General features: G+C 41.2%; 17 protein-coding genes. 8 read left to right on the top strand and 9 right to left on the bottom strand.

Features of this window, described 5'->3' with window-relative positions:
* Positions 1-217: 217 nt before the first annotated feature.
* The 3 genes from addA to LfDm3_RS02165 are packed head-to-tail and all read right to left on the bottom strand — an operon-like array spanning position 218 to position 8104.
* Positions 218-3955: a helicase-exonuclease AddAB subunit AddA gene (addA, locus tag LfDm3_RS02175; protein WP_052236572.1), complete on the bottom strand. Its 3738-nt coding sequence runs from the start codon at positions 3953-3955 to the stop codon at positions 218-220.
* Positions 3942-7529 carry a PD-(D/E)XK nuclease family protein gene (locus LfDm3_RS02170; protein ID WP_039143707.1) on the bottom strand — a complete coding sequence of 1196 codons (3588 nt, stop codon included), beginning with the start codon at positions 7527-7529 and terminating at the stop codon, positions 3942-3944. The genes addA and LfDm3_RS02170 overlap by 14 nt, the downstream gene beginning before the upstream one ends.
* Positions 7529-8104, bottom strand: coding sequence for an NAD(P)H-binding protein (locus tag LfDm3_RS02165; protein ID WP_052236571.1), 576 nt, complete (start codon positions 8102-8104; stop codon positions 7529-7531). Before LfDm3_RS02165 ends, LfDm3_RS02170 begins: the two co-directional genes overlap by 1 nt.
* A 174-nt stretch (positions 8105-8278) precedes the next feature.
* Here LfDm3_RS02165 and LfDm3_RS02160 point away from each other — a divergent pair, with 174 nt between their 5' ends.
* Together LfDm3_RS02160 and LfDm3_RS02155 are read left to right on the top strand one after the other, a co-directional pair.
* The gene (locus LfDm3_RS02160; protein ID WP_039143704.1) at positions 8279-9592 is read left to right on the top strand and encodes an NCS2 family permease; all 1314 of its coding nucleotides are present in this window, start codon (positions 8279-8281) and stop codon (positions 9590-9592) included.
* Between the two features lie 234 nt (positions 9593-9826).
* Positions 9827-11251: an NAD-dependent succinate-semialdehyde dehydrogenase gene (locus LfDm3_RS02155; RefSeq protein ID WP_039143701.1), complete on the top strand. Its 1425-nt coding sequence runs from the start codon at positions 9827-9829 to the stop codon at positions 11249-11251.
* A 60-nt stretch (positions 11252-11311) separates the two neighbouring features.
* Here LfDm3_RS02155 and cls read toward each other — a convergent pair whose 3' ends face one another.
* Positions 11312-12784, bottom strand: a complete 1473-nt coding sequence (gene cls / locus LfDm3_RS02150; protein ID WP_039143698.1) for a cardiolipin synthase — start codon at positions 12782-12784, stop codon at positions 11312-11314.
* A 120-nt stretch (positions 12785-12904) separates the two neighbouring features.
* Here cls and LfDm3_RS06825 point away from each other — a divergent pair, with 120 nt between their 5' ends.
* On the top strand, positions 12905-13063 hold the full coding sequence (locus LfDm3_RS06825; protein ID WP_153218755.1) for a hypothetical protein: 159 nt from the start codon (positions 12905-12907) through the stop codon (positions 13061-13063).
* Between the two features lie 63 nt (positions 13064-13126).
* Here the strand turns inward: LfDm3_RS06825 and LfDm3_RS02145 are convergent, their stop codons facing one another.
* A complete protein-coding gene (locus LfDm3_RS02145) occupies positions 13127-13312 on the bottom strand; it encodes a hypothetical protein (protein WP_039143696.1) in 186 nt (61 codons plus the stop codon).
* Positions 13313-14289: 977 nt separating this feature from the next.
* Between LfDm3_RS02145 and LfDm3_RS02140 the strand changes: the two genes are divergently transcribed.
* Entirely contained in the window at positions 14290-14925 is a 636-nt protein-coding gene (locus LfDm3_RS02140; RefSeq protein ID WP_039143693.1) for a transmembrane-type terpene cyclase, read from the top strand.
* Between the two features lie 76 nt (positions 14926-15001).
* On the opposite strand, the gene LfDm3_RS02135 is transcribed toward LfDm3_RS02140, so the two are convergent.
* The 3 genes from LfDm3_RS02135 to lepB form a co-directional block, all read right to left on the bottom strand.
* Positions 15002-16327 carry a C1 family peptidase gene (locus LfDm3_RS02135; protein ID WP_039143691.1) on the bottom strand — a complete coding sequence of 442 codons (1326 nt, stop codon included), beginning with the start codon at positions 16325-16327 and terminating at the stop codon, positions 15002-15004.
* Between the two features lie 76 nt (positions 16328-16403).
* Positions 16404-17492, bottom strand: a complete 1089-nt coding sequence (locus LfDm3_RS02130) for a hypothetical protein (protein ID WP_052236570.1) — start codon at positions 17490-17492, stop codon at positions 16404-16406.
* A gap of 62 nt (positions 17493-17554) precedes the next feature.
* Complete coding sequence (lepB, locus tag LfDm3_RS02125; protein ID WP_039143688.1) at positions 17555-18157, bottom strand: signal peptidase I; 603 nt, start codon at positions 18155-18157, stop codon at positions 17555-17557.
* 162 nt (positions 18158-18319) lie between these two features.
* Between lepB and LfDm3_RS02120 the strand changes: the two genes are divergently transcribed.
* The 3 genes from LfDm3_RS02120 to LfDm3_RS02110 all read left to right on the top strand — a co-directional run bounded on the left by LfDm3_RS02120 (position 18320) and on the right by LfDm3_RS02110 (position 21971).
* Positions 18320-19507, top strand: coding sequence for a multidrug effflux MFS transporter (locus LfDm3_RS02120; RefSeq protein WP_039143685.1), 1188 nt, complete (start codon positions 18320-18322; stop codon positions 19505-19507).
* 158 nt (positions 19508-19665) lie between these two features.
* Positions 19666-21171 (top strand): RNA-binding domain-containing protein, encoded by a 1506-nt coding sequence (locus LfDm3_RS02115; protein WP_082019950.1) that lies wholly within the window; start codon positions 19666-19668, stop codon positions 21169-21171.
* A 203-nt stretch (positions 21172-21374) separates the two neighbouring features.
* Entirely contained in the window at positions 21375-21971 is a 597-nt protein-coding gene (locus LfDm3_RS02110) for a cadmium resistance transporter (RefSeq protein ID WP_039143680.1), read from the top strand.
* Positions 21972-21992: 21 nt separating this feature from the next.
* Here LfDm3_RS02110 and LfDm3_RS02105 read toward each other — a convergent pair whose 3' ends face one another.
* Positions 21993-22901, bottom strand: a complete 909-nt coding sequence (locus LfDm3_RS02105) for an alpha/beta hydrolase (protein WP_039143678.1) — start codon at positions 22899-22901, stop codon at positions 21993-21995.
* A gap of 318 nt (positions 22902-23219) precedes the next feature.
* Between LfDm3_RS02105 and LfDm3_RS02100 the strand changes: the two genes are divergently transcribed.
* A complete protein-coding gene (locus LfDm3_RS02100) occupies positions 23220-25994 on the top strand; it encodes a cation-translocating P-type ATPase (RefSeq protein WP_052236577.1) in 2775 nt (924 codons plus the stop codon).
* The last annotated feature ends 31 nt before the right edge of the window (positions 25995-26025 follow it).

Raw genomic sequence — 26025 nt, 5'->3', positions numbered from 1 at the left:
CATATTTCAAGTATAACACTGAAAATTAGCTCTACCATGAGGAATTCTGACTCCTACTCACCTCTTTAAATCTTTCAACCTAGTCATGTGAACGATCAATATGTTGTAAATTCTATCATTCGACTTTTCTTGAGGCAACAAAGTTACATAATTAACAATATTCGTCTTTTTTGTAAAATAAAAAACGCTAATCATCCTCGATTAGCGTTATTTTAATTTACTTCTTCGGTACTACTCGTTGCAAACTGTTATTTGAAAGTAGGTATAAATATTCGTCTTTAACTGGTTTGCCCAAAATGTCTGACAAGGCAATTCCATAGATATTAACCTGACCACGATACTGGTCAATGATCTTTTCAACACTAGCATCGGGTTTTTTAGGATTAACGAAGTCGGTTTTGTAGTCAAACAGAACCGGACCATCATCTAAATCAAGGTAGCCATCGATAATTCCGTGGACCAGTAGTTTTTGATCCGCGTCATTTTCAAATTCCGAGAAGATCTGTTCTGCGGAAATTAGTAGTGAAAACGGAACTTCTCGGTGAAGTCGATCAGGATGGGCCTTGATTAATTGACCAAGCTCACTCTGGTAGAATTTCACCACGGAATCAACGTTGACCTTTTTGGCAACCTCCGGCGTAATTAACTTATCATTAACCAACTGCGCCAATAGTTCAGCAACCGTATCCTGATTGATCGGTTCCTTAACGTTAATCTTCTGCAAAATCAAATGCGTCGCCGTTCCAATTTCCATCGAGTTTGGCTGTCCGACCGACTGCATGAACTGGGGTTGCATAAACGTCGTGTTGTTGTAACGAGTCCGACGCAAGATCATGTTCCGACTCTCTGACACACTGCCTAGCTGGATATTGTCGGGATCGTCAAACAATCGTTTGATTTCTGAAACGGATTGATAAGCCGTCGTGGTGGTTGCTGCATGATACGGATACTTGAAGTCCATGATGTGCTGAATCTGCGACTGATCAATTTGTTCAGTCTTTAGCGTTTGATCTGATGAAGTACTAGTAGTTCCAGCTTGGCCAGGTTGTTGTAAGTCCTTGGCCGTCACGAATTCCACCTTAAAGTTGGTTGGATCCTTAGACAAAACGTGAGTCGCATCAACCTTACCACGATCCTGATAATAGTTGGGATGACGTACCAGTGAAGCACCAATCCAATCCATGAAACTCTTGGCGCCACTTCGCATCGACTGATCCAATACCATGTTAGGGCTTTGGTAGGCTCTTTCCCAATCCTTAGTTTCAGTTTCAGGCGTATGATTCTTCTTAACAATTCCGGTAATGTAAAGTTGTTGCTCAGCACGCGTCAAAGCCACATAAAGTTTACGCATTTCTTCCGCCAAATTGCTGTTTTTCTTTGCAGCCATAATCGCTACATACTGTAAGGTTGGTAATAATTCATGTTTAGATTGATCAAAGTATTTAATGCCAATTCCTAATTTGTTATTCAAAACATACCGATTCTTTTCGGCAGATTCATTGAAATTTTTAGTGGCGTCCATTAAAAAGACGACCGGAAATTCAAGTCCCTTACTACCGTGAATCGTCATGACGTGGACCGAATCTGTCTCAATATCGGCGGGAGCCTCAGCCAGATCATCGTCCTTATCCTGAAGTCGTTTGACGAATTGAACAAAGGCAAATAGACCTTTGAAACTACTCTTTTCGTATTCCGAAGCACGTTCGTACAGCGCATGCAAATTAGCTTGACGCTTCTTGCCAGCTGGCATCCCACCAACGTAATCCAAAAACCCAGTCACACTGTAAATGTGCCAAATCAAGTCAGATAATTCATGTTTCGTCGCAAAATCCTTGAAATCTTTTAATTGGTCCAGAAACAGTTGGACTTTCTTAGCAACCAAGTTTCCAAATTCATTAGGCTCTTGTGACGGATAATGATGGTAAAAATCAAGGATGGACGCAAAATAATTACCGGTCTTGTGATTAATCCGCAGATAAGCCATTTCATTTTCATCCATCCCCACGATTGGCGAGCGCAGAACTGCTGCCAATGGGATGTCCTGGTACGGATTATCAATAATTTGAAGCAGCGACATCATAATCTGAACCTCGGTGGTCTTAAAGTAACTTTCACCACCGTCAATTGATAGTGGAATTCGTTTCTGTAAAAATTCTTTGGAGAGGTTCAAATTATTATTCCGCGTGGGTTCCAAGATCGCAATGTCACCGTAGCGAATGTCTCGCATCTCATGCGTGGTCTTATCGTAGATCTGCATCTTCTTTTGTATCAAATCCTGAATCTGATCGGCCACCATGCGAACTTGACCTTCGGAATTAGTGTCAGGTTTCAACGTTAAATTTTCGTCATCATCTTTAGAATTATCATCAACATACATCATGACGTTGGCGTTTGATTTGACGGAATTACCATAATAGGTCGCACCATACTTCAACTTGGCGTTTCCGGTATAGTCCATTTCACCAAGACCACGATCCATGATCTGAGAAAAAACCAAGTTGGTAAAATCATCGACGTTTTTAACCGAACGGAAATTGTCAGACAATTCAACCGCGGTATCCTTATTATCAGATTCCTGATAATGATCCAGTTTTTCCAAAAACATTCCCGGATCCGCCAAACGAAAACCGTAAATTGACTGCTTAACGTCGCCCACCATAAACATGTTTTCGTGCTGCTGATTCTTCATCGCATTTAAGATCGCATCTTGTAGTCGGTTGTTGTCCTGATACTCATCAACCATGATTTCATCAAAGTAATTCTGCAATTGTCGCTTAATTTCTTGGCTGTCTTCACTCTTACCAGTCAGGATGTTCAACGCAAAATGTTCAATATCAACAAACTCGTAAGCATGCTTCTGTTTTTTGACTGCTGCATAACGCTTTGAAAAAGTTTGAACAACCTCCACTAATTTCTTAACTAATTTTTCCGCCTGCTTAATGACATCTAAATTAGCATCTTCTTTGGCAAAGAAGTACTTGGAACCAATTTTATCGATAATTTTTTTAGCTTCTTTGCGCGAATCCATTGCAACTTTCTGGAACTCTTTTTGAGAATCATCTATTTTTTTACTTATACCCTTTTGATTCATAGATTCCAACTTAAAGGGGTTAAATAATTCATAAAGTGCATCCCACGTTGCGGTACCTAGCCGATCGTAGATTCGATTTAATTTTTTAATATCTTTATCAATTAAATCCGCACGACTAGAGAGCGCCCCATCCAAGAATTCCTGCTTAGCCTGTTTGAAAATTCCAATGGCTTGCTTAATCTTATTTTGAATTTCAGGCAGCAGGTACTTCTGGTAAAAATTGCTTTGGGTAATGTTGTCATCCATTTGGTACAAATCAACTAAATGATTAAGCCATGCCTCAGGATCTTGATTGGCGTTAGAAAAATCATAAAGACTCAATACCACGTCAGTTAAACCATCATCGCCACGATCGTTAGAAAAGTTTCTGGTTAATCTGGCAAATGAACCGTCTTCGTCATTACCGTATAGATCCTCTCGGACGTCTTCCCAGACGGAATCACGCAACATTTCTTGCTCAGTTTTATCGGCTAAAATCCGAAAATTAGGATCTAGATCAATGGCGTAGTAATCCTTCTGGACCAACCACTGACAGAAGGCATCCATCGTAGAAATGTGCGCAACCGACAACTTTCGGATCTGTTTTACCAGGTTACGCTTCTGTTCGTCATCATTAGACTGATTAACCTCGTCCTGTAAACCTTTTTTGATCCGATCACGCATTTCCTTAGCGGCTGCTTTGGTAAACGTCACAATCAAAAGGTGGTCAACATCGACCCCGTGTTCCACCTTATTGAGTACCCGTTGCACCAAAACTCTGGTTTTTCCCGAGCCAGCTGAAGCTGACACCAAGGCGTTTCCAGGAAAATTTTCCGTGATGGCCTTTTTCTGTTCTGGGGTAAAATTCATACTATTGTCCGCCATTATTGCGTTCCTCCTCTCTTAAGAAGTTAATAACATCCTTATTATTCCCCATGTCTTTCACAATTCGATAATTATTTTCAGTTAATAATGAGTCAAATTGCATAACCGATTTGTAAGGAGAATAATCAATCTTTGATTTATCCTTATACTGAGACGGTTCCAACTTAATGTTCCCAGCAAAAATTTGTTTCCCAGCATTCTTAATCCGTTCCTCAGTTCGTCTCAACAGTAGTTCCAAGTCATGGGGCTCAATGATACTTTTTTTAATGGAAATTGCGTCCAATTCTTTACCACCTTTTTTAAATTTATAAGGATAGATCATGGAAGAATCAGCAACGTTATTCACCATGTCTTTCAACATGCCATCGTTATTAACCAATAAGCCACTGTACTTATGTTTCTTCATCAAAACTGCTTCAATCTGTTTTATGTCATCGAAATTTTCGACTTCACTAGGTTTTAAAACCGGATCAAAGATGTGCATGTACAAGGCACTAGCTAATTTCGCCTTGTCGGTACTGGAGAGCTTATCTTGATTTTGAACGACGGCATCGAGGTACGTCATCATCTGCATCCGCGTCCCGTCGTAAGCCTCCGACAGATCAATATCTCTGTCACTAGATTTGTAGTCAACAACACCAAGATACTCAGTCCCATCGAGGAACATTTGGTCAATGCGGTCAATTCGTCCCCGCACGTTTACCGAATGATGATCGCCCAAATCAAAGTTCAAGCCGTCAATGCCGTTGGTTTCACTTGGTTCACCAAAGATGATTTCGGTGTTCTTCGGACGCATCTTGGTGTAATGGGACTGATCACGCAAAGTGGTCGCCATCTGCATTACCGTTTGAACCAATTGTTTAGAAATGTATTCCATTCGGTTAGAACTCTTTAAAATTTCGTACTGCAGGTCCGGATCATCCTCAATAATGGAACCTGTAATTTCGTTCACCATGTTTCTGATCTGTTCATTGGAAAGATCCGTAATATCAATGTGCTTATCGTTAATCTCTTTAATCAACTTATCGAGTGATTCGTGATAGAAGGTTCCGGTACTGCTGGGATCGAGATTAAATTCATCTCGTTCTTTCAAGCGTAGTCCGTACTTTAAGAAATACTCATACGGGTCATAGTAAAATTCTTCTAGCTTAGAAATGGAAGTTGTGATGGAATTACCGTACAAGCCGGTCACAATCTCTGGTTTTAAAGCGGCGGGAACATTCTTGTACGTCAAACTCCCCATTAATTTCTGGGTGATAGTTCGCATGGTTGGATCGTTTTCTAAGTACGCTTTAATTTGAGTCCAGGCTTGCCCTAATTGCTTGCCATTAACTTTGGCATCAAGTGAAGCCTTTACCAGGTATTTCAACGTGGCTCGCTTGGAACCAACATACTGCCGAATATCATTTGAATCAGGACTGGGAGTAGCGGAGACGTGCTTTTCTTCCAGGTTGAAATGATCCTTAATTCGAGCTACATATGGTGAAATGGCCTGGGTTACGTCACTTTCTCCCCCACCCAAGTTATACGAAAAGACCAGCTTGGAGTCGGGCGTCATGAACGCCAGGTAGTTTAAGTAGGGTTCGTTAACCATTTGCGTCTCACTATTATCATTTAAGTACTGATCATCGGTGAATTGTTCATTCATCTGATCGCGATCGGCATCGTTTAAAAGACTGTTGTTTTCAATGGTAGCTGGCATACTATTGTCGTCGGCCCCCATCACAAAGGTTACTTTTTTATTATTGAGCTGGACTAAACCAGTTTCAGAAATGGTGACCTGATCCAAGGTTGATGGGATCTGGGAGTATGAAGCTCCCTCAAATCCAGCTTTCAAAAGATCCAAGAAGTTATCCATTTCAAAGGGATGGTCACCTAGAAAGGTCACAAAGTCATCCAGCAAACCACACAGCGTGTTCCAAACTTGTTCAGATTGACCAGCTTCCTGTAAATCACCACGTTCGGTGGCCTCATCCTGCCAGTGTTTTAGTTCATTAATGACTCCGTTCTCATCCAAAAATTGATACAGGATGTTGGCGGCGTCTTTCCCAGTTTTGGCCTTAGCCATCTTCTTATAAAATGGTGGTAACGTGTCTTTTACAAAATGGCGAATCACGTTGATGTCAGCGGAAATTTCCTTATTCCGATTGGAGACAATGCCAGTGTCATTATCAGAAATGGTGGCGTATTCCCAGTCTTCATCTTGTGTCCAACGTTTCCCCTCGTAACCATTTTTTAGAACTAAATTTTCACACAACGAAAGACAACGACGATAACGATCGATATTCATCGGGTTGCCATCCTGGTCATGAGGAATTAATAACTCAGACTTAAGTAAACGCATCACATCGTCATAACGATAGTTACGCTTGCGATCCGCGCGATAGATAGAGAACAACGCATCAATTAGTTCCACTAGAGGATGATTATCCATGTGTTTCTGAATGTCCACGAAGTACGGAATTTGTTGCATCTGAAAAATGGGATCGATGACGTTTTGATACTTATCCAAGTGTCTAGTAACCACCATAAAATCAGAGTATCGGAAACGTCCCGTTGCGACCATTTGGCGAATCATCGTGGCAATGTTCATCAGTTCATCGTAGTTTGAATCAGCCCGAAAGAGGGCTACGTCAGGATTACCATTTGTCTTGGGTTGAATTGGGGAACCAACTTCACTACTTGCGATCCAGTAGTCCTCAAGTTTCCTTAACCCGTCACTACAACGACAGCCGTCAGCGTACTGGTCGGTCATAACCTTAGTTCCACTTGCCCGAGCGTACTGGTACAACTGATGATAAAGTCGTCCTGAGCGTAAGAAGAACGCCGAACTATCTGGCATTTCGTTTGGATAGGCATGGTCAAGGTTGAGGTCAATCGTGATGTCATTAGCCTTATCAATTAGAGCCTTGACGATCTCAAGTTCTTGGGCCGAAAACTGCGAAAAACCACTGATGTAGAAGTGCATCTGGGACAAATCGGTGTCAGTCAGATACTGATTCAACATTTCCAGTGTGACAGAGGAATCAACGTATTTTCCGTCCGTCTCTTTCAAAAATTCACGATAAATTACGCTGATATCATGCAATTTTCCCTGTAATTCGGGATTAATCGTTCCGGGATCGAGATCAGCAATCTTGTCCAACGTATCTGGGTCGATCTTCCCCTGCTGCAATTCGTTAATTTGATCTGCCACTTGGGAAATAAAACCAGGTTGGGCTCCCTCACCCTTAAACACGGTCAGCTTGTCCTGGTAATTCTCAATGATCTGAAAGATGATCATGTTAACGGCATCCTTTGAGAGTCGGGGTAGTTGATAACCTTTACTGTTACCAAGGAAATACCACATCAATCGAGAAAACGAGAAGACCTGAACGCGAGTCTCGGCAAACGTGCTCTGGTCATCATGATTCAGTTGTTTGAGCGTTCCTAGTTCGGACTCGAACTTAATGTGATTCGGTACCAAATAGAAATAAGTATCATGTGGATGTTGCTGCATGGAGTGGTCAAGGTTATCGATCACCTTTTTAAAGTGATCGTTACTGGCCTTGCCGAGTACGAATTGTAGTGCCATTATTCTTTCCTTTCTGAGCGTTCCTCAATGAGAGCCTGGGACTGATTCTTAAAACTGCCGTTCACGATCGCATCAATCACGAAATGGGCAATCGTTTCATGTGAAACATTTCCAACCGGCACGGGCTGCCCTTCTTCAATCGTGTGGCCGTCATTGTGCTTGGTATTAACTACGTTAACGAGTCGAAAAATGGTGTACGGAATTTCTGATTCATCAATAACTTTAATGGCGTACTGTTGTTGTTTTAAAAATTCACTAACGTCATCGACCCCAGGGTAATCCAGTTCACCGTCGACTTCCTTATCAATTCCCGCGGCTGACAGAAAAATGATCCGAGTGGGATTTAGACGTCCCGAATAAATGACGGAAAAGAGTGCCTCCATGTCTAAATCAACGTCCAAAGGTCCTAAAAAGGAAACGATCACGTCGACATCTTTCAGGTGACCTCGGTACGTCTGTTCCTGCGTAAAATCACCCGTCGTTATTTCATGAACTTTAAATTCATTTTTTGAATTAAAATAGTTAAAGACCATTTGTTCGGCCTGCGTTTTTCCAAGTAGTAAAATATTTTTCATCTCTAAAACCCCATTTATATCTTTATTCTATCAAATTTGTCAACGACCGTTAATGCATATTTTTTTGCGACCAATTAACATTGTTCGTGATTTGACACATTTTAACATTATGTTATCCTAATATCGTGGTTCATTTTTTTAAAACCGAATATTAATGTGATAGGAGTTGTGGAAATGGCTAATCGAATTGCCTCGTTTTTTCACTTTCAGGAACTGGGAACAAACTTTACCCGTGAAACCATCGCGGGAGTCACGACCTTTGTTTCCATGGTGTATATCTTATTCGTAAACCCGAACGTTTTGGGTGCTGCAGGAATGGATAAGGGTGCCGTCTTTACCGCGACCGCTCTTGCCTCTGCATTTGGCTGTTTCCTAATGGGAATCATCGCAAACTACCCGTTTGCGTTATCTGCTAGTCTGGGTCTGAACGCTTTCTTCGCTTACTCGGTATGTATTGGGATGCACATCCCCTGGCAGACTGCCCTTGCTGGTGTGTTCGTTGCCTCAATCCTCTTCGTTATCTTGACGCTACTCAAGTTGCGTGAAAAGATTATCGACTCGATCCCGTCCGACCTTAAGTCCGCCATTGCTGGTGGAATTGGATTGTTCATCGCCTTTCTTGGCTTAAACAATGGTGGACTAGTGGTTGCCAACAAGTCAACCCTAGTAGGCTTGGGATCTTTCAGTAACCCACTCACGTTGCTGACGGTCGCTGGACTGGTCATCACGTTATTCCTGATGGCCGCTAACGTTCCCGCATCCATCTTCATTGGAATGGTTGCTTCAGCTGTAATTGGCGTGCTCTTCGGTTTAATCAAGATGCCTACCGGGATCGTCTCCGGAGTTCCAAGCATCAAGTCCACTTTCTTAGTTGGACTATTCAACGTTGATAAAATCAACACGCCTCAACTAATCGTTGTCGTGCTAACGTTCCTACTGGTAACTTTCTTTGACACCGCCGGAACACTGGTTGGTTTGGCCGAACAGGCTGGTTACATGAAGGACAATAAGATTCCCCGCATTGGTCGTGCTTTGGGTGCTGATTCCGTAACCATGCTGGTTGGATCACTTCTAGGAACTTCACCAATGGGTGCCTACGTTGAATCATCAGCGGGAATTGCTGTTGGTGGACGTTCTGGATTCACCGTTATCATTACCGGAATCCTATTCTTACTCGCCATGTTCTTCTCACCACTTTTGACCGTCATTACCAGTCAGGTCACCGCACCAGCCTTGATCATCGTGGGAATTTTGATGGCCAAATCACTTGGAAACATCCACTGGAACAAATTCGAAATTGCTGCCCCAGCCTTTCTAATTGCGATTGGGATGCCGTTAACCTACAGTATTTCAGATGGAATTGCGCTCGGTTTCATTGCCTATCCAATTACCATGATCGCCGCTAAGCGAGGTAGGGAAGTCGGTTGGATGATGTACGCCTTAGCCATTATCTTCCTGGTCTTCTTGTGGATCTTGAACATTAAATAATTAAAAACAAAAATATCTTCATAGAATATATATTCTATGAAGATATTTTTTAATTCATATTCTCTTACAATAGCATATATAGGCTCACTTATTTTAAAAATTCAAGCTACTCTTTTGCATATGCTCACTAATGAACTATACTAAGGGTGAGATTTGAGTTAGCTAACTGATTCTCATAGTTATTGGTAATTAATGTGATAGATCGTGTTTTTTATAAAACAAAGGAGAATTACTATGGCATATGAGACTGTTAATCCATTCAACAATGAAACTATCAAAACCTATCCCAACGCTACTGACAAGGAGTTAGAGCAAGTCTTAAAGACTGATGATGCCCTCTACAAAAAGACCAAGAAACAAGATATCAAAAAGCGGGCCAAAGTCCTTCATAACGTTGCTAGCGCACTACGAGACAACAAAGACGAACTCGCTAAGACCGCCACAATCGAAATGGGTAAGTTATTCCGTGAATCACAAGGTGAAGTTGAACTATGTGCGATCATCGCTGATTGGTTTGCCGATCACAGTGAAGAACTACTTCAGCCTAAAGCCCTTACTTCAGCGGTTACTGGTCAAGCCGAGATGCACTATCACGCTCTTGGAACACTAGTAATGGTTGAACCTTGGAACTTTCCTTACTATCAAATCATGCGGGTCTTTGCCCCTAACTTTATGGTTGGAAATCCCATGATTTTAAAGGATGCTTCTAACATTCCTAAGTCAGCCCAGTCGTTTGCGGACGTAATCAAAGAAGCTGGTGCTCCTAAAGGCGCATTGACCAACATGTTCTTATCATACAACCAGGTTACTAAGGCCATCGAAGACAAACGGGTTCAAGGTGTCGCCCTAACCGGATCCGAACGTGGTGGATCATCAGTTGCTGAAGCGGCCGGTAAGAACCTTAAGAAGAATTCGATGGAACTCGGTGGAATGGATCCGTTCATCATCTTGGACGATGCTGATTTAGATAAAGCTGAGGACATTGCCTGGCGGGTTCGACTCTATAACGATGGTCAAGTTTGCTGCTCTGACAAACGGTTCATCGTGATGGATAATGTCTACGACAAGTTTGTTGCAAAATTAAAGGAGGACTTCAGCAAGGTTAAAATGGGTGACCCGATGGATCCATCTACTACCCTTGCTCCAATGAACTCAAAGAAAGCGAAAGATAAACTTCAAGCTCAAGTTGATGCAACCGTTAAAGCGGGAGCTAAGGTGGTTTACGGTGATCAACCAGTTGATCTCCCTGGCCAATTCTTCATGCCAACCATCTTAACCAACATCGACAAGTCCAATCCAGGTTATTCAACTGAATTCTTTGGGCCAGTTGCCTCGGTCTACAAAGTTCACAGTGAACAGGAAGCCATTGAGATGGCCAACGATAACCCTTATGGATTAGGTGGAATTGTCTTCTCTGGCGATCCTAAACGTGGTGCCAAGGTAGCCGATCAGATTGAAACCGGCATGGTCTTTGTCAACAACTTTCTGGCATCCCTCCCATCATTACCATTTGGTGGCGTTAAAGGATCTGGATACGGCAGAGAAATGAGTGACATTGGTCAAATGGCGTTCGTTAACCAACAATTAATCGTCACCGCGCAGGAACCAGACATGCATAACTTAGCTGGGGCCTTAATCGCGACCGATCCACAAAAATAAATAATAAATAGTCATTAAAAAGGGATGAACCCAGTGAGGTTCATCCCTTTATTTTTTAATTTATAGAATTGGTGACAACAAGCGGCTAAAATGCTGCTTGAAGTTCAACCACCATGACTCAGACTCAAACATCTTAGTGGTTTGTAGCGTGCTCTTCTTTAGGTCTTCCTCAAAAATCTTTCCCATTCGTTTCCCAAACTCTTCATCGTAGGTAAACGAATTAATTTCAAAGTTCAACTTGAAACTTCGGTAATCCATGTTGGCAGACCCAACCGAGACAATTTTGTCATCGACCACGACGGTCTTAGCATGCATGAAGCCATTGTTATAGTAGTAGACTTTCACACCCAATTTGGTTAATTGACTTGCGTAGTACTGCGTAGCTCGATAAACAAACGGATGATCCGGCATGTCGGGAACGATAATTTGCACATCGACCCCCGACATGGACGCAATCTTTAGGGCGTCTAAAACGGATGGATCAGGAATCAGGTACGGAGTTGTAATCTGCACCTTATGTTTGGCCATCTCAATCATCTTGATGTAACCAATCTTGATCTGCTCCATACTGGTATCAGGACCACTGGAGACAATCTGCATGACCGCTTCCCCAACAGTATGAATGATAGGATAGTACTTTTTGATCATCTCTGGATTGTTAGGATTAATCTGAAGTTTGCCATCGGTTGCGTTCCAATCCAAAATGAATTGTGACTGTAATCCGTAGATGGCATTCCCATGAATTCGAATGGAACAATCCTGCCAGTTACCGAACTTCTTACTCCAGCCCATGTACTGGTCACCGATGTTAAAACCACCAACGTAGCCGTGTTCGCCATCGATTACCAAGATCTTGTGGTGATCCCGAAAGTTAACCCGGAAATCAAAGAAATTGGAATGGGTGTGTAAGAACGGATAGGCGTGTCCGCCCGCTTCAAACAGCGGTTTAAAGAATCGTTGGGTCGTTCCCATTGATCCCCATGAATCATAGATGACCCGAACGTCGACGCCTTCTTTGGCCTTCTCAACCAAAGCCGCCAGCACTTTTTTACCGATCTTATCGGCGTAAAACGTGTAAAACTCAAGGTTAATGGAACTTTTGGCATTCTTAATGTCATCGAACATTTGGTCCATTAACTTGTCACCATTCGTAAAAACATCAATTTTATTATTATCATAAAGTGGCGAGGTATCAGAATTCATAAACATTCTAACCATGTTAGCTGATTCCCACGCAATCTTCTTCGACGGCGTATCAGCATCTTTTGGCTTCTTCAACATCGCTTTTTCTTCGTTAAGTTCATGTTTAACATGTTTCTTCACGCTCCCCTTTAATCGGAAGAATTTAATCTTGGGTAACTTCCTTCCGAAGAAAGCGTAAATAATGAAGCCTAATAATGGTAGAAATACCAACACTAGTAACCATGCCCATGTTGCGGCAATGTCCCGTGGTTGTCTGAACACAGTAATAATCGCAAATAACGCATTACCAATTACGATAATGTGCCAAATTAACATCCAATCAATTGCCATAGTTGATCCTCCTAGGTTTTATACATCTATAATACATAACTTTGGAGGACTTTGCTTACTTTTTTCACGATTAGGGATTAGAATAATAAAGAATTTCGCAAGAAAACGTAGGTGATGAAAATGAATTCATATTTTGTCCTCGGATTACACGGGGTCCACAGCTTTTCGATTCTTCATCGAGTGGTCGATGCTTTAATATCCAATCCCAAAATTGCCACCCTGGTCTTTGCGGCGTTAGTGATCGCAATCCTGGTTTATCAGTTGTTTTTGAAAAAATAAAAAGTGTCCCATAGTGGCTAGACGAGGGTCTAACGATTATGGGGCACTTCTTTTATGATCAATTCATTTATAATGATTATTAATTGTACTTTGAACCCGCTGATTGATGATCAGCAAAAAGGCCAAATTAGAAAAAAGTAATATCAGCATTGGGAAATAATCGATTGGGAGCTGAATTAAAATCAATGCTAATAACCCAAATGTCATTACTTCCACAACGTACAATCCAATTTTTAAAAACCACTTCATCTTACTCTCCCACCCCATTTCTCTTGCTCATACATTAATTATTGGTGCAAATTATACAGGCAAACTAACGTAGTGTCTATGGGATAAGGGGCATGTTATTTATAATTAACGGGATGTTTACGAAACTGTAATACTGTAATAGTGTATAATGTCACAAAAGTATTATCACCGCAGGAGGACATCCCATGAAAAAGATTTTGAGAGTTGTGACAGAAATCATCATTGGTTTCACAGAAAAAGTAAAACAAAAAAGTAACCGTCTTAGCCACGCCATAAAGATGATTACCTTATAATAAAAATATACAATCTCTTGAATATTTATATATTTTATTCCAAAAGATTGATACAATAATTAAAGAGAAAAGTTAAGACGGTAGCTACTTTAAACTTCAAAGGAGTGGTTAATATGCGATGAAATCTATTCGTATATAACCATCCTGATGAAAGGAGTAGCGCGTGTCCTTATTTGACACGTTAGAATTAGTATTTCAATTCTGTCATTTCATGATAGAACTAATCCAACTAATTCTTAAGTTGGTCCCAGACCAACAAAAAAAGTAACCGTCTTAGCCGCACAAGGCTGATGGTTACTTTATAGAATTATAATGTAGCTACCGCTTTAGCGGATCTCGAAGCAGTTGCACATAATGCAACTGCTTTTCTTTTACAATTTAAGATTATCATATAGAAGAAAATTGTCAACTAAGAACCTAAAAAAGCCACCCATAGCATCCACTACAAGCAGCTCAAAAAATCAATAAAAAATAAACGTTTTAGCTTAGCTGAGGGAAATAACATCCCTCACGTTTTCATCCTATCATACAGGATAAATAAGTCAAAATAATTTATTTTCCCTGCTCATGTGACAAATCTATTGGAAACTAATTTTACAAAGACTATGATAATACTAGGTAATGGTTTACATAGTCCAAATGCTGATGACCTTAAAAGCTGAACTTATAATTGGAGATTTTATTATGGCAGTCAATCTTTTAACGGGTTTAAGTGGCATCTGCTGGTCACTTGTTTATATCATGATGATCTACATTGGTTTTAAGCACAAAACCTACTGCATGCCGCTCTGGGCAGCCGGTTTAAATATTGCATGGGAACTTCTTTATTCCATTAGTAACATCAATACCCTCGGATTCGCGTTACCAACCGTGATTCACGTGTTCTGGTTTTTGCTAGACATTGGCGTTATTGCGTGCTACTTCATTTACGGTAAAAAATATCAAATTAAAGATTTACAGCCATACTACATTCTGCAAGGAATTACCGTTATCCTTGCTTCATTTATCATCGAATACGCCTTTTACGATGCCTTAGGTGCAACGAACGGATCCAATTATTCCGCCTTCTCCCAAAATCTGTTAATGAGCGTCTTATTCATCGTGATGTTCTTTAAACGTCCTAACTTAGAGGGTCAGTCGTTAACGATCGCGATTGCGAAATTTATCGGCACCCTCGCTCCCACCATTTTGGATGGATTTATTCTAAGCTACCGTTTTGTAACTTGGATTGGTTTACTGTGTGCGGTTTGCGACATCGCATACATCATTTTAGTGGCCTTAGCCAAAATCGATCTGCATCACGCCAAAACCGCTCAATAATTAAAAAAGCAACTAACCATAATGGTTAGTTGCTTTTTGTTTGGATCAATTCGAATTAGATCGAAATCAATTATTTTTATTGTAATGAATCCCATGGGTCCAGTTTGATTGGAGTCTTCTTCAAAACTTCCTTTTGGGTGTGCTTCAGGTAACTCTTCTTAACAACCACTTCGTAGACAAAGTCCTGTATCCACTCGTCGGTCATTGCGAAGTAACCGTCGTCTCCGACCTTCTTACCCCAGCTGTTCTCAACCTTCCATTTGGTGGGAACATCGTTGATCAGGTCAACACCAGTCAAGGTCATCGCATGAGAAACTTCGGCTTCATGATACTCTAATCGTTCGGCCTTCGTCATGGTCATGTCAACGCCGAATAAAGCAGCTTGACGGTATAACTTACTGTCCAAGTAGCCCTTCTGTCGGTTCATTTGGTGCAACACATCGTTTCCAAACCAGACGGTCTCGCCATCCTTTAACTGTTTGATGGCAGCTTCCTTCAACTCATCCATTGGAGCGTTCAAGAATTCAATGGGCATCCCGCCCTCAACGTTATTCTGACTTGGGAGTGAGTACATCTCGTCCATCTTCTTGTCAGGTGAATTGGTCAAGACAACGTAGTCGTTTAAATCAACGCCAATGTACTTGTCGTAAAACTGTTTTGGTGTCAAACCTTGATCTAAATGATACTTCTTATCGTCATCACGATATTCAAGATCAAAGGTCTTGGGTGGAACGCCAAATGAATAAGCAGTCATCCGGTAGACTTCTGACATCATCTTTTGTTTCATTTGATTAATGTCATAATCAGAAGCGTCCGAGTTAACTAGGTTTCTGAGTACCATTCCGTCATGGCGGAGCTTGCGATCCATCACCTCGTCGTAATCGGTGGTGTCATCAGTTACCGCCGTCTCAGGGAAGGCTTCCTTAGGAATTACCCCATATTTCTGAACCAAAGCGGCTGCCATGGCCCATTGACCGCCATCTTCACCAGGCATGCTCAAGTAAAAATCTACATCTCTATCACTGGTGGGACGATCCGCTAGCGTGATCATTCGATCGTAAAACATGTTAGCCCGTTCAATCTTGTCCCAGAAGAACAGGTAGTTTTGTGATAGTTCAAAGTCCTTCTTGTTGTACTTAACCGCGAACTTGTGTCTCAAAGTGTTTAGCAGTGAGAACAACCAGCATCTTCCACTGTGCTTTTGGTTGGAAACGGTTCCGGTCTCCAGGTCAACGGAAAAGGTCCGATTCAAACGAACTGCGGTTCGCGGATCTTCTGAAGCCTTGTCAATGCCGTTGGTCATAATGGCCCGCGAGATAACCTCGTTTTTGGGTTGCACTTCAAGGTCAGCCTGCATTTGATCGATGTCATCTGATGTAATTGGATGGTTAAATTCAGTCATTATCTTCGTCCTTTCTTTCGATTAATTAGTTAATTGTAATTCTAAGTCTCAACTAATCGTTTTACAAGCGGAAGGACTAAAAATTAGGATTCGTCATTCGCATCAACTCGGGTCCCCGGTTCACTAGCAGCATTCCCTTTCCGTCTTCAAAGGAGAGCCCTTCAAATTCACGATGTCCGTCGGTAATGATGGTTCGAACGTCACTCTTCTTTAAGTGACCTAGCTTACTGACTGGGATGCGCATGATGCCACCGTTTGAGACCAAATACAAATTATTATTTTGGGCATTATAAGCTAATGACTGTGGAACAGTTCCCGGAGCATATCTAATCACCTGGGGAATCAGTTTGAACTGCACATCATTGTCGCTAATCTGACCCCGATATATCTTAACGGATCCCTTCGGCGCAATGCCATGGTGCGTAATACTGTAAAAATAGGCATTCCCACGTTTGTCAAATGCCAGTACCATTCCCATGGGAACTGGCCCACTGGAATTAATTTTTACTTTGACTTCCTGCATCGGCTTTAGGGTATCCATGTCGAGCCGCTGAACGACCGGTTTAAACCCATTTTGTTTCACAAACCACATTTGTTTATTCTTTGGATTGTAGGCCAAGGACTGCCCGTGCCCAGTCTTAAAAATGGGACCAATCTTAATCCCGTCTAGTTGGGTCTTACTGTGTCTGAATTTACTCATATAACCAGGTAAATTAAATCCTAGTTGTTGAAGCTTTTTAAGATCATAGCGGACCACAAAGCCTGTATCAGAACCACCATAAAAGGTGTACATCACATAGGCATACTGTCCGTGTAAGACCACACTTTGAGGATTCCGCATTAGTCGGTGATTTTCGTCGTTCATTTGGAAATATCTACTGGTGTAAGTGGGAAGAAAGTACTGGGTGATAAAATCAGAATGTCCTTCTCCCCGAATTGTATGTAAAGCATTAGGAAAATTATCGCCTTGTTTATAAACTGGGACGTATTGGTAGTTTCCCCGTGAATAATCTTGATTGTTAACCACTTGATAATGCTGCGGTTTCTGTGGTGATTGGGCTGTCTTAGAGTTCGGTTTCATGAACTCCAAAATATAAAACACTGCCGCAAACCCAATGATCACTAAACATATGACAATTGAAAACTTTCTTACCAAGTCTCTCATATCATCCTCCAAAAATTAATTTAAATAAAAAGCCCACCATAAATGATGAGCTTTTTATTGATTTAATATCCTAATTCATTGATATTATAACGCTTTTGTTTAGTTGTATTCCATGGGAAAGTCTTCACAACCCCAACAACCTTATTCTTTGGAACAAAGCCCCAATAACGACTGTCGTTGGAAACACTTCGATGATCCCCTAAAACAAAGTATTCTCCCTGAGGAACCTTCACAGCACCTTTGTTTTTAGGCCAGTTCTTAGACAAACTGGTTAGATCCCAGTCACCGGGCATGCGGTTATAGTAAGTTCCCTTTTGTTGCTGATCCTTACTGATGTAGTCCTGATTAACCTTCTTGTTGTTCACGTAGATGTTTCCACCACGAAAGGCAACGGTGTCACCAGGAAGACCAATGACCCGCTTGACGTAGTCAGTGTTAGGAGCTGCGGTGGGATCTTCTCCCGCTGCATCAAACACAACCACACTGCGGTGCTTAATCTTAGCCTGTCTGAAAACCATGATCCGCTCGCCACTCTCAAGGTTAGGTTGCATCGAAGGGCCATCAACCTTGGCCAGCGTAAATAAATACTGTCTGATTAGTAAGGCCAGGATCAGTCCAATCGCAATTGGAATCACCCAACTCATGACACTCTTAAAAAATTTCATTTCAACTTCTCCTCAATCATTATGTATAATTTTATTCTATCACTAATGATTTACTAGGGTATGAACTGAATCCCTAAAATTTTCTTTATATATTTAGTAAGTATACCTTATAATAGCAATTAGTGCGTCATTGATCGAAAAATTTTTACTAGGGATGAAAAAATGGAAACAAAAAAGAGTCATATCATATGGTTAGCGGTTCTTCTGGGAATTGTAAGCGCAACCGGTCCACTTTCAATGGACCTCTACATGCCAGCACTCCCCCAGATGATGGCAACCTTTCACACCAACGCTTCCATGATGCAGCTAAGTATCACGGCCTGCTTAATTGGACTAGCGGTTGGTCAGGTTATCATCGGTCCCTTAAGTGATCGATACGGACGAAAACCACTCTTAATCATTGGTTTTCTCCTCTTTTCCCTCTCATCTGCCATGATCGCCTTCATTCCTAACATCTATGCCCTCATCTCACTCCGGCTGATTCAAGGGATTGCTGGAGCAACGGGTCAGGTCATTTCTAGGGCGGTAGCTCGGGACATGTTTGAGGGTAAAATTCTTACGCGGTTTTACTCATTATTAACCGCCGTCAACGGGATTTTCCCCATTATTGCCCCCATTTTTGGTGGCTTGATCATTAAAGTAACGGATTGGCAGGGCATCTTCCTAATTCTCGGAGTCATCGGGATTATAATCGTTCTAATGTGCATCTTTGGTATTCCTGAAACGCTTTCTCCTGATAACCGTAGTACCGGCTCCCTATTTCAGTCTGAAGTTCAGATGTTTCACCTGCTTAAAGATCCCAAGTTTTTCCGGTTAGTACTAGCTACCGGCCTTGTCTACGGATCCTTATTTAGTTACATCTCTTCTTCATCGTTCGTCTTTCAAAGTCAGTTTCACATGTCCGTTACCGACTTTAGCTTCTTATACGCCATCAATGGAGTAGCCATTGGAGTTGGAAGTGCCCTTCCAGGACGCCTGGTAATGAAAACCGATTCCATTAAACTCCTAAAAGAATTCATCAAGGCTACCATCGTAACCAGCCTCATCTTGACTCTTAGTGCCATCTGGTTCAAAAACCTCCTAGTAGTAATGATCTTAGTTTTCATTATTTTACTGTTTATTGGAGCCTTACTGACCCTCTCAACGACCGTCGCCATGAACGCTGCTGACCGCAATGCTGGCAGTGCTTCTGCGTTAGTTGGATTAACCCAGAACGCCATGGGTGGGATCGTTTCACCATTGGTCGGCATTATGGGTGAAAACACCTATCTACCGATGGGACTCATCATTTTAATTGCCATGGTTCTCATCAACATGTTGTTAGTTAAACCAAAAAGGGTGAAAAAATAAAGCCAAGTGATTGAATTTTTCTGCAGGTTTTCTGCAGGTTTTCTGCAGGTTTTTAATAACTTTATACACATAAATGCTGTTAAAACAACGCTTTTAGCTTATTTTTTCTGCAGGTTTTCTGCAGGTTTTCTGCATGATTATTATAATATTAAGGAGAAATGATGGATTTTACTAAGAAATTACCAAACGAAAGCGAATATATTGAATATAAAACAAATGCCAATTCTTTGTCTCACGATATGTGGGAAAGTATCTCTGCTTTCGAAAATACTGATGGTGGCATAATATATCTAGGTATTACTGAAAAGAAACATAAATTTTATCCCACAGGTATAGATCCCCAAAAAATACAGGGTATTTTGGATCAATTTTGGTCTGCAATCAATAATGAAGCTGTCTCTCACAGTACAATCCAAAATGAAGACATAAGTCAACATAAATTAAACACAGGAAATATTGTTATAGAAATCAAAGTTAGAGAAGCACTTACGGATAAACCAATTTGTGTAAAACATAATTTTAGTCAAGTATTTATTCGTAAGGGCGCAACAGATGCTAAAGTATCACATTCAGAGTTTAAAACTCTTATGAGAGACGCAAAAACAGATTTAGATACTGCTGTTTTACAAAACTTCTGGATAGAAGATCTAAATGAAGAAAATATAAATGATTATAAACAACAGATAACTAAAAGAAAAAAATCAATAAACTATAATAAATTAAACACTGAAGAATTTTTACAAAGAATTGGAGTAATTTCAAAAGATTATGAAAATGATGGAAAACTTGGAATAACGGCTGGGGGACTATTATTTTTCGGAAAAAATAATGCTATACTGCATGCTTTTCCAAATTTTCAACTCGATTACTATGATAAAAGTGATCCAATGCAGGATAGGTGGAAAGAAAGGGTCTCTTCAATTGAAGATGATTTAAATATTTATTCATTTTTTAAAATTGTTAATGAAAAACTTCGAATATCCACAAAAGAACATTTTAAACTAGACAATGATAATACAAGAATAGATACTAGTGGACAAATGCAAGTGGCACTAAGAGAAGGATTATTAAATACCCTAATACACGCAGATTATTATAGTGACATTGGATCTAAAATAAACTATTTTCCCAATTACTATGAATTTACGAATCCAGGTAAAATGCTGATAAATAAACAAGACTTTTTCGATACTAATAAATCTAAAACAAGAAACCCTATTATATCTAAATTATTTATTCAAATTGGATTTGGAGAAAGAGCTGGAAGTGGTGGTGAAGCAATTAAAGAAGCTGCTTCAAATAGTAAATTAAGGTTACCAGATATCGAAACTAATCTTATTAATACTAATTTAAAAATTTGGAAAGTTACTTATGCAAGTTCATTCTCAAATCATAAAATAAATAAAAGAGAAGCCAACATAATAAAATTAATCCAATCATCACCAGCATTATCGCTTACCCATAAAGAACTAGAAGAAAAGACAGGTTATAGTAGAACAATTGTAACTACAAATATAAACAATCTAAAAAGCAAACATATTATTATACAAGAAGGAAGGGGAAGATCAACAAGATATAGTCTTCCTAGAAGCAACGAAAGAATAATTATGCTCATGGATCAAGTCAAAAATATTTTAAAAAAGAACATGAAAAATAATCAGTAAGGAGACCCACCTATAATTACCACCAAAAGCAAACGCTTTGACTCCTTCTCACTCGTCGGGTTTTACTTCTTGTCGCCCTTTTATTATTCATGAGACCAATTGGATCATTTATAACCAATATGGTAAGCTTGCTTACCATTTTCTTTTTTCTTTGTCGTTGACAGTATTGTCATCGCAGTCCGCGAATTTTAAGGAGTTAATCAATGATCGAAATCATTTTCAACTCAGTTGTGGCTTATTTTTCAACTAATCTGGATTACCTGTTGGTTCTAGTGCTCCTGTTAGGATCATACAAAAATCCAAAGCTAGTCTTAACCGGCGACTTAATTGGGACGGTCGGATTAACCCTCTTGCCAATGGCAATCGCACGTATCCTGGGGGCAGTTCCTGAAATGTGGATCCTAGGATTACTCGGAATCTTCCCGATCCTGTTTGGAATTAAGGAACTAATTCCACTAAAACCACACTCCAGGGATGAAATTGATGGTGACTCCAACATTTCTAAACTAAGAATCGTGACAAAGGTCATAGCGATTACCATCACTGCGTGTGGCGCTGATAATGTGGCAGTTTTCATTCCCATCTTTATTAAAAAGACCAATCTAGAATTATTCTCAGCCCTCATTACTATGATAGTAATGGCAGTTATTTTTTTCTTTGTTGCTATTTTAATTGAAGATAACAAGCCCATCAAAAATATTTTAGGTAAATACGGTCGCTACTTCTCATCAGTCGTGTACATTATGCTAGGAATTTCTGTTCTAGTTCAAAATGGTACGATTGCTCACTTCTTTCATTAATTAAAATAAAAATGCATCCCACTAGGATGCATTTTTATTTTGTTTCATTACTCGTTTCATAAACTGATCTTTTTGATCAAAGACGGTCTCGTTCATGAAGCCGCTTGGACCATGGGGAACACCATCAATGATATGGACTTCAACGTTCTGCTTGCCAATGAACTTAATAAGTTCAGCGGCCATGTTAATGGTCTGAACATACGGCACCACCCGATCACCAGTTCCAGCATAGAGTAGTGCGGGCACCATCGCTTCATTCAAGTACGTGGTTGGATCGGCCTCAGCCACCAGGTCAGGAACATCAACGGGTCGATGAAATCCCAACATTGCACCTTCAAAGGAATCGGAGTCTCCCGTCTCCTTAAAATTAGGAACCTGTCCGAGGGCTTCAAACTCCGGCTTCAAAAGTGCCATGTCGTACAAACCATACGACGAAATTACCCCATTGACCTGACTAGAGTAGTCAAAATCAGAGCCGAAATCGCTTTCCAAGTGACCGCTGGCTTCAGAAGCCGCCAGTAACATGGCCAATTGAGCCCCTGATGATTCCCCCATCATGAAAACTGCGTTACTATCAAAGTGATAGCTATCAGCATGGGCTTTGACGAACCGGACCACGGCTTTTAGCTCATAGATGGCGATCGGAAATGGCTTCATGTAACTCAGAGAATAATTGGGACTGACAACCGCGTAACCACGCTTTAAGAGTTCCAATGCTCCATTTAGTTTAAAGGAACTTTTCTGGCCAAAGTACATTCCCCCACCGTGCACGTCGATGATAACTGGGTAACTATCACGCTTCTCATTTGGTAAATAGATGTCTAGTTTATGTCGTTCTCCCTCAGCATACGGAATATCAATGAATTTGCGCTCCACAAAATCCGTATCGGCTGGTGAAAACGGATGTTCACGTTCAATAAATTTAACCATTTTAAGACTCCTTTGCAGTAGTTAAATTTATGATAATTCAAAAAAGATAGTGCGGCAATTATTCCCACTTAATAGGAAGAAAGCCACCCCAATTTCAAAATAAATTAATTTATTGACGTAGCTAGCCGTTACTGTCAGTAAGGTAATTCATCCATTTTGTTCATTTATTTCTCAAATGTCAGTTTTTTCTATTGCTTTTTTGAAAAAAGAGCCTAAAATCAATCCACGGTTGTTTAGAAGCAGTTTCTAAGCGATATTTGGAAAAAGGGGTGAGAAACATTGGATAACAAAATTCTAACTGACGATGACTACGCCAAAATGTCATCGTCAGATCTCACTAGCAAGCTAGACACCTCAATCACAAAGGGCCTAACTACCAGCGAAGCAAAACAAAAGTTACAAACTGACGGCTACAACGTCATTAAGAAGGGGAAGCAGCAATCTGGAATCGTTGCCTTTCTGAAAAACTTCACCTCATTAATGGCGATGCTGTTGTGGGTCAGTGGTGTAATCGCGATTCTTGCGGGCACCGTTGATCTAGGAATCGCCATTTGGGCGGTTAATATTATTAACGGACTCTTCTCATTTTGGGAGGAACACGCGGCTAAGAAGGCCACCGATGCTTTAAGTAGCTTATTGCCAACCTACGTTAACGTGATTCGAAACGGCAAATCGATCCAGATTAACGCAGATGAGATTGTCCCTGGCGATCTCCTACAGTTGCAAGCTGGAAACGCCATTCCCGTTGATGGGGTTGTCGTTCATTCGGCTTCCCTTCAAGTCGATGAATCCGCCTTGACCGGTGAATCGCTTCCCGTTGACAAGGATACTAAGTATCACCACGGCGATGGCAAATTTGCCATCTCCAACGTGGTCTATGCCGGAACGGTGGTTACGAACGGAACTGCCACGGTACTAGCCGTTAAGACCGGGATGAACACTGAATTTGGTAAGATTGCTAGTTTGACCCAGAATCAAAAGGCCACCGTTTCACCACTTACCAAGGAGCTGAATCGCTTAACTCGTCAGATTTCAATTATCGCCTTTGCGATTGGAATTACCTTCTTCATCTTAGCCATCTACTTCGTTCATTATCCACTTGCCAAGTCATTTATCTTTGCGCTTGGGATGATCGTAGCTTTCATTCCTGAAGGACTTCTACCAACCGTCACGCTTTCCTTAGCTCACGGAACTCAAGTCATGGCTAAGAAACACGCCCTCTTAAAGGACCTAGACAGTGTTGAGACCTTGGGTGAAACCAACGTGATTTGTTCCGATAAGACCGGGACTCTGACGCAAAATCAGATGACGGTCAACCACGTTTGGCTTCCCGATAAGGAATACAACGTCACTGGAACCGGATATTTCAATAACGGAAAGATCCAGTTTAACGGAAAAGACGTTGATTTATCTAACGAAAAAGATCTCGCGCTCCTGTTAAACATCGCACTATTAAATAACGATACTTCAATTAAATACGACCCAGACGACAAAAAGGCTCCTTCAATTTTAGGAACTCCAACCGAAGCTGGGTTAAACATTTTAACCGACAAGGCTGGGCTGAAAAAAGATGACTCAGCAGAAAAGAATCCACGTCTAAAAGAATTGCCATTTGACGCCAACCGCCGTCGAATGACCACGATTCAAAAAGATCCTGAAAACGGCGAAGACGTCATCTACACCAAAGGTGGTCTAGACAACATCCTCTCCATCTGTAATCGCATCCTGGTAAATGGCCAGGTTCGTCCCATCACTGAAGACGACAAAAAGAAAATTAACAAGGCTAACGCGGATTACGCCAAAAACGGACTTCGTTCTTTAGCCTTTGCCTACCGTGATAACGATACCGATGATCCAAACAAGGCCACGGTTGATAACACCGAAAAGAACCTTGTTTTCGTAGGTTTGGCCGTTATGTCAGATCCACCACGAGAAGAAATCTTTGACGCCGTTAAGAAATGTCACAGTGCTGACATCAAGATCATCATGGTCACTGGTGACAGTTCCCTAACCGCTAAGAGCATTGCCGTTCAGATCGGCATTACCTCCGATAAGGCACGAGTCATCACCGGCGAAGAATTATCAGCCATGTCAGACGATCAACTTCAAGAGGCTGTTAAGGGAGAAGTCATCTTCGCCCGGGTGGCTCCTGAAGATAAGTACCGTATCGTCTCCATGTGTCAAAAGAATGGTAACGTCGTTGCCGCAACTGGTGATGGGGTCAACGATGCACCTGCCCTAAAGAAGGCTAACATCGGAATTGCCATGGGTGTAAACGGAACTGACGTTGCCAAAGATGCCGCCGACATGATCTTAACCGACGACAACTTTGCTTCAATCGTTGCTGCGATCGAAGAAGGACGAACCGTCTACAGTAACATTCAGAAGTTCTTGCTCTATATTTTGAACAGTAACATGGCCGAAGCTTTCCCATCCATCCTGTTCCTAATCTCTAACGGTGCTATTCCCCTACCATTAACGGTAATGGAAATTCTGACCGTTGACCTTGGAACTGATTTACTTCCAGCTCTAGGACTGGGAACCGAAAAGAGTGAACCAGGAATTATGGATCAGCCACCACGTCCCCGTGATTCTCATTTGTTAAACAAGGGAATTATCGCCAAGGCGTTTGGTTGGTACGGACTGTTTGCCTCCATCATTTCAACGGGAGCCTACTTCTTCGCCAACTACCAGCACGGCTGGCCTCATGTTCCATTGTTTGCCAGCGGAAACATCTATGCTGAAGCCACGACGATGACACTTGCTGCCATTGGATTCTGTCAGATTGCCGCCGTCCTAAACTGTCGTACTCGTGTAACCTCATTGTTCAAGATTGGGATCTTCAGTAACCATCGTATTATGTGGGGGATCGCATTCCAGATTGTCTTGATCACCCTGCTAATCTACGTACCGTTCCTACAAAGTGTCTTTGGAACCTACTCAATTGGTGTCAGTGATTGGATCTACCTGATTGCCATCCCAATTCCACTAGTATTGCTCGATGAGCTCAGAAAGTACTTCGTAAGACGCCACATTCACAACAAGATCAACAAGCGAATGGGTCATTTACAAAAATTAGAAAAGATTTTATAGAATATCAAAAGGGATGCTGAACGATGAGTTC

It is taken from the genome of Fructilactobacillus fructivorans, from assembly GCF_000814735.1.
GTDB lineage: Bacteria > Bacillota > Bacilli > Lactobacillales > Lactobacillaceae > Fructilactobacillus > Fructilactobacillus fructivorans.
Note: the sequence above shows the minus strand (reverse complement) of the source record. Positions and strands in the feature narration are given on the sequence as shown.